Below are 5,870 nucleotides of genomic sequence, written 5' to 3'. Positions count from 1 at the left end.
GATTGCGGATGGAAAAATCTCCTGAATACAAAGGGGTTACAGTTACGCTAACAGATTGCGGATAGCCAGGAACGCTTTCCCATACCGAACTCAAAGGGATTGAGGATGGAAAAAGCCATTGAAAACAAAGGGATTGCGGACGCCAGGAACGCTTTCCCATTCCCCCAACTCAAAGGAATTGAGGACGAACTCTAACCGATTAGGGACGGGAAACCCTCCAAATACAAGGAGTTTTCCGCTATTCTAACCCTTTTCGGACGAAGTATAGGAATCCCCAAAATCTGGTACTCTAACCGATTGGGGATGGAAAAAATGAAGAAAGGTCAAAAAAGCAAAAGAAGTATTCTTAGAGAGGAAGAAAGATATCGGTTCGTTTTGTGCCAGAAACAGGAATTCAAAAAACACACAAGAGCATATTCTCTATCCCTCCCCTAAAGCATCATAATACTGTTGTATTTTCTTTCTATATAATTTGGCATTCACCTACTAATATTATAATATTGATACTGCCATTTATAAATAGATATCTGTAAAGTATTATTGCTGTTATCCAAAATAATAAGCCGATAAACAGTATAGATTAAACTGATATAACGAGTTAGCAACAACCCTAAAAAGCATTCAGCTAAAATATGAAAATCATAAAACAAACATTTTACCTTATAGTTGTTCTAATGTTAATACCATTAGCTATTAACAGTCAAAATAAATACAATTTAAACTTTAACGATTTTGAACCAGCAAAAGAAAAAATGCCCACAGGATGGTTTAAATGGGGGAATTTTGAAAATTTAACAGGAGAAATTTTAAGCGAGAATAATTCTGTTGGAAAAGTTGTTTCCGATAAAGATGGGAGCTTTGGCTGTATCACATATAGAATTCCCGCAAATTATGTTGGAGACACTATAGTTCTTTCTGGTAAAATTAAATACGAAAATGTCAAAGGATTTGTAGGGCTTCTAATGCGTATTGATGGAAATTCAAAAAAAAGGTCTTTGGCGTTTAAATCAATGCAAAATCAAAAAATAAAGGGAACAAGTGATTGGAAAGAATACTCTATAAAACTTCCTTTTCCATCGAATGCAAAAACAATCTTTGTAGGCGGAATTTTAGGCAAAAAAGGTATCGCTTGGTTTGATGACTTTAAAGTGAGTATTGACGGCAAAGACATTCAGGAATTAAAAGAAACAAAAAAGTTAACTTTAGAAAACTACAATTCTAATGAACTAGAATCAGCTTTATCAAAATCCTCCAGGAAATTGGACTTTTCCAGCAAAGAAACTCTGCGTAATAGTTTAGACCCTTTGATAGAAAAAATAGGCGACAAAAAGATAATTGCAATAGGCGAAAGTACGCACGGAACCTCAGAATTTTATCGACTTAGAGAAATTATAACCAAAAGACTTATTGAAGAAAAAAGGTATAATCTTGTAGTTTTAGAAAATCCCTACGATGATATTGAAATCTTGAACAAAAACTTGGATGAAACCCCCTTAGATAGTCTAATGCGAAAACACCTATTTTCAATTTATCAAACCCAAGAAACGAAATCATTTTTACAATGGTATAAAGAAAATAAAACTCAATATAACTTTAAGTTTAAAGGTTGCGACGATTCATTTTGGGTTTTTTATGAACTACTTGAAGACAACATTAATCCAATAAATGATAAAACGCTGAATAAGCTTTTGCAAGAATTGAAATCCAATATAGCAAAAAGTTCAACTGATAATTTAAAAAAAGAATATAAGGTCAATAACTCTATCTACAATAACATCTTAGAAATCGAAAATTATTTAGAATCAACTAAAAAAATAACTAAATCAATCAAGGAAATTCTATTCAATGGAAAAAACACATATATCAACTATGTAAACATTAAAAACAAAAAACCAATCCAAAGTCGAGATGAAATAATGGCGGACAGAATATCGTTTTTAGCAAAAAATACAGACAATAAAATTATTGTTTGGGCTCACAATGCACATATTTCAAATGAAATTATCACAGACAATGAAATAGGGATAATGGGTCGAAACTTAAAAAAAGAGTTCAATAGCGATTATTACACAATTGGACTTACAACCTTGAAAGGGAGTTATTCTTATATAGATGAAAAGTTTATAAACGGAGACCACAGTTATAAGGAGGAACTTAAGACCGAATCATTTCAACCTATCGATAGCTTGTTTTGGGAAAGTAAACTATCTCAAAATGGCAACTCGCTTGTTATAGATATGTCAGACTTAAAAAATGAACTAACCACAGATGAAATAATCGGCCCTACAAGGTTAATTGGTTATTCAAAAGAATCGGAAGAGGATATTTATTATCTTCCATTAATCAAGAATTTTGACACGATGATTTTCATTAAAGAAACTAATTCAACCAAACCAATATTCGAGTGAAAAGGGCAGTTGCTAACAGCGTGTATAATTAAGCAAGGCTACCTAGTAGAAAGAAAAATATTACTGGGATTAATGGTTAATGAAGGCTGAGACTAATCGAGCAAACCAGTTTTGCTGGCCGCCAAGAGTGCTTACCCCCACGCATCATCCCATTGTAAGCACGCCCAAGGGCACAAAACTGGTCAAACCTTGCCAAATCATACACAAGAACGTCAGACTGTCTCAATACTCATTTTAACGTCGTGAGAATGGCGTATTTGGATTTTCTCTAAGACACCTACCCAAATAATTTATTCCTGAAGCGAGGTTTTGAGACAGTCTGACGTTAGACCACATTTTTCATGAAGATAAATTTTACAAATGATTAAAATTGTAAATCACAGTAAAAAAGTACTGGATTTAGCACATAAGGAAGGTTGGGAAGTTGGAGCTCGATACACTAACCTAAGAGACATCAAAACTTTTAAAAATGTTGCTTTTATAGATATTGATTGGAAAAATTATAATTTTCAAAAGCACCTTGATGCAGTAAAAAAAGTTCGTCCAAAGATGACAGTGGCTAGAGATATAGAAAAACTTGAAGACCTTGAGTCCATACTTAAAGAAGCTCGGCAATTAAAAGAATTTTGTGATGACATTATTTTAGTTCCAAAAGACAAAAAATTAATAAACAAATTAGATATTCTTCCGAAAGAATATATTTTAGGTTATAGCGTACCTTCAAAATATGGGAAAACTGAAATCCCTGTTGAAAAATTCATAGGTAGAAAAGTTCACCTGCTCGGAGGTAGGCCAGATGTACAAAGAAAATTAGCTCAAAAATTAAATGTTGTAAGTGCAGATTGCAATAGATTTACTTTAGATGCTAAATTTGGTGACTACTTTGTAGGAGATAAATTTGTACCACATAAAGTCGGTGGATATGAAAATTGTTTAAAAGATAGTATCTTGAACATCAATAAAATTTGGAAAAATTACAATGGACAGAAGAGATGAATTTCTTTTAAAGATGTATGAACAAATGTTTAATGACATCGATAGACACCATAAAATTGTGTGGCAAGTAATTGGTGTTTTAGTTGGTTCGTTTGCATTTATTGCTTTGGCAGAAAAGGGATTTATTCCAATAGATATTGCAGTGGCTGTTATTGTACTTTTAGCTCTTTGGGTAATAGCACATGTATATGATTCCAATTATTGGTATAATAGAAATTTAGTAATAATATCAAATATCGAGAGACAGTTTCTACAATCTTCAGATTTAAAAGATATACAATATTATTTTGGAGAACACAGAGATAAAAATGCAGTTCAAACTTCATTAAAAATTCAACTTTATATAGCTTATGGCATCATTTTGGTTTTTCTCCTTTACCACGTATGCATCCCACCAAACACATATTGTTAACTTAATTTCCTGCATCTAGCTTTGCCCATAAATTAGTATATAATGAGCAAGGAAGAGAAAATGTTTGCCCTTATCGAGGAATTTGAGGACAGTTCCCTTAACGGTAGGGATTTTTGCAAGGAAAAGGGCCTTTTGCCCTCCACCTTCTATTACTGGAAGAAAAAGAAAGCACAAGAGGAGGCATCCGTGAGCGGGGGATTTGTTGCCATCCATCCTAAATCGGAAATAACGGGAAGCATAGAATTGATTTACCCTAATGGAGTCCGGCTACGATTGGACACCTCACAACTTCCATTGATCAGCAAGCTACTAAAGCTCTATTAATGTTTGCCCTTAGCTCCTACCACACCTACTATTTTTACCCAAGGCCCTGCGACATGCGCAAATCGTTCAATGGCCTGAGCGGTCTGGTCAAGAACGAGCTGGGCAGGGAACCGACCAGTGGGGATGTATTTATTTTTTTGAACCGAAACCGCACCCATCTCAAGCTCCTGCACTGGGAGGCCGGTGGTTTTGTGCTGTATTACAAACGCCTGGAACAGGGCAGTTTCAGCCCCCCGGTCTTTACAGGGGACAACCATTGTATGACCTGGTCCAAATTGGTGCTTATGGTTGAGGGGCTGCAAGTAAAAGAGGCCCATCAGAAACTCCGTTATCCGAGATAAAAAAAGTGATGGAACACCAATAAAAACAAGGGGTCTCAGTAGTTTCTACGGGTTGGTTTTTGTATCTTTACACCATGCAAGAACCCCTAGAAAACCTTACCAAAGAACAGCTTTTGGCACTCCTTGAAAAACAGGAAAAATCCTTGCAAAAGGAGGCCAGGAAATTGGCTAAAGTTGAGGGCGATCTTGCCAAGAGAGAGCATAGGATTTCCGAGCTTGAATTTCAACTGGCTTATTACAAACGCTTGGCCTTTGGCCAGAAAAGGGAACGATTCGAGGGCGATAAGAACCAGATGAGCCTTCCCTTTGAGATGGAAGCGGAAAAGGCGGAAAAACAAGAAGGGGAGCTTAAAGAGAAACTCACTTATGAGCGCCGCAAAAGAACATCGGCCCATAAGGGAAGAATGGCCCTTCCGGACCACCTGCCCGTGGAAGAGATCAAGATCTACCCTGAAGGGGACCTTACCGGTATGGTGTGTATCGGGGAAGAAGTGACCGATGAGCTGGAATACGAGCCTGCCAAATACTATATCAAACGCTACATCCGCTATAAGTATGCCCCCAAAAACAAAGAAGGAGTGGTAATCGGCGTACTTCCCGAGCGGGTAATCGAAAAGGGCATTCCCGGGGCAGGATTGCTGGCCTCCATCTTAGTGGACAAATATCAGGACCATCTCCCGCTTTATCGACAAATGCAACGCTTTAAAAGAGCGGAGATACCCATAGCTTCCTCGACCTTAGAGGGCTGGACCAGACAGAGTCTTAAAATCATCGACATCCTTTACCAATACCTCCTTGAGGATATTCGCTCCAAAGGATACCTGCAAAGTGATGAGTCCACTATAAAAGTGATGGACCCCAATAAAAAGGGAAAAACCCATAAAGGCTATTATTGGGTGCATCATTGTCCCATTGATGGCACCGTACTCTTTGATTACCAGCCCGGACGTAGCCGAGAGGCTGCCAAGCATGTATTGGCAGATTTCAAGGGCTATCTTCAGACCGATGGCTATGTGGCCTATGATAAAATAGGAAAACGAGAAGGGGTTACCCACCTAAACTGCTGGGCCCATGCAAGAAGGGAATTCGATAAAGCGAAGGACAATGACAAAGAGCGTGCGGAAAAAGCCTTGACCTTTATCCAAAAGCTCTATGCGATAGAAGCCAGTGCCAGGCAAAGGGAACTAAATCCCAAGGAGCGAAAAGCCCTAAGACTGGAGGAGTCCCTACCGGTAATCAATGAATTTGGAAAATGGTTGTTCCAGCAGATGAAACAGCAACTGGTCCTACCCAAGAGTCCCATCGGAAAAGCTTTCCTATATACCATGAACCGTTGGGACCAGCTCAGCACCTATCTTTATGACGGCATCCTGGAAATCGATAATAACC

General features: G+C 37.6%; 6 protein-coding genes. All 6 read left to right on the top strand.

Features of this window, described 5'->3' with window-relative positions; all coding sequences use genetic code 11:
* Positions 1 to 632: 632 nt before the first annotated feature.
* Positions 633 to 2,408 (top strand): erythromycin esterase family protein, encoded by a 1,776-nt coding sequence (locus BUA16_RS17225; RefSeq protein ID WP_084668553.1) that lies wholly within the window; start codon positions 633 to 635, stop codon positions 2,406 to 2,408.
* A gap of 360 nt (positions 2,409 to 2,768) precedes the next feature.
* Positions 2,769 to 3,404 carry a DUF6610 family protein gene (locus tag BUA16_RS17220; protein ID WP_072765965.1) on the top strand — a complete coding sequence of 212 codons (636 nt, stop codon included), beginning with the start codon at positions 2,769 to 2,771 and terminating at the stop codon, positions 3,402 to 3,404.
* Entirely contained in the window at positions 3,388 to 3,816 is a 429-nt protein-coding gene (locus tag BUA16_RS17215) for a hypothetical protein (RefSeq protein WP_072765964.1), read from the top strand. The genes BUA16_RS17220 and BUA16_RS17215 overlap by 17 nt, the downstream gene beginning before the upstream one ends.
* A gap of 42 nt (positions 3,817 to 3,858) precedes the next feature.
* On the top strand, positions 3,859 to 4,140 hold the full coding sequence (tnpA, locus tag BUA16_RS17210; protein ID WP_072765963.1) for an IS66 family insertion sequence element accessory protein TnpA: 282 nt from the start codon (positions 3,859 to 3,861) through the stop codon (positions 4,138 to 4,140).
* The gene (gene tnpB / locus BUA16_RS17205) at positions 4,140 to 4,481 is read left to right on the top strand and encodes an IS66 family insertion sequence element accessory protein TnpB (RefSeq protein ID WP_072765962.1); all 342 of its coding nucleotides are present in this window, start codon (positions 4,140 to 4,142) and stop codon (positions 4,479 to 4,481) included. The genes tnpA and tnpB overlap by 1 nt, the downstream gene beginning before the upstream one ends.
* Before the next feature lie 74 nt (positions 4,482 to 4,555).
* Positions 4,556 to 5,870 (top strand): IS66 family transposase (tnpC, locus tag BUA16_RS17200; RefSeq protein ID WP_072765961.1); only part of this gene is annotated, 1,315 nt, incomplete at its 3' end.

Origin of the sequence: Arenibacter nanhaiticus (assembly GCF_900141935.1) — a bacterium.
Lineage (GTDB): Bacteria > Bacteroidota > Bacteroidia > Flavobacteriales > Flavobacteriaceae > Arenibacter > Arenibacter nanhaiticus.
Note: the sequence above shows the minus strand (reverse complement) of the source record. Positions and strands in the feature narration are given on the sequence as shown.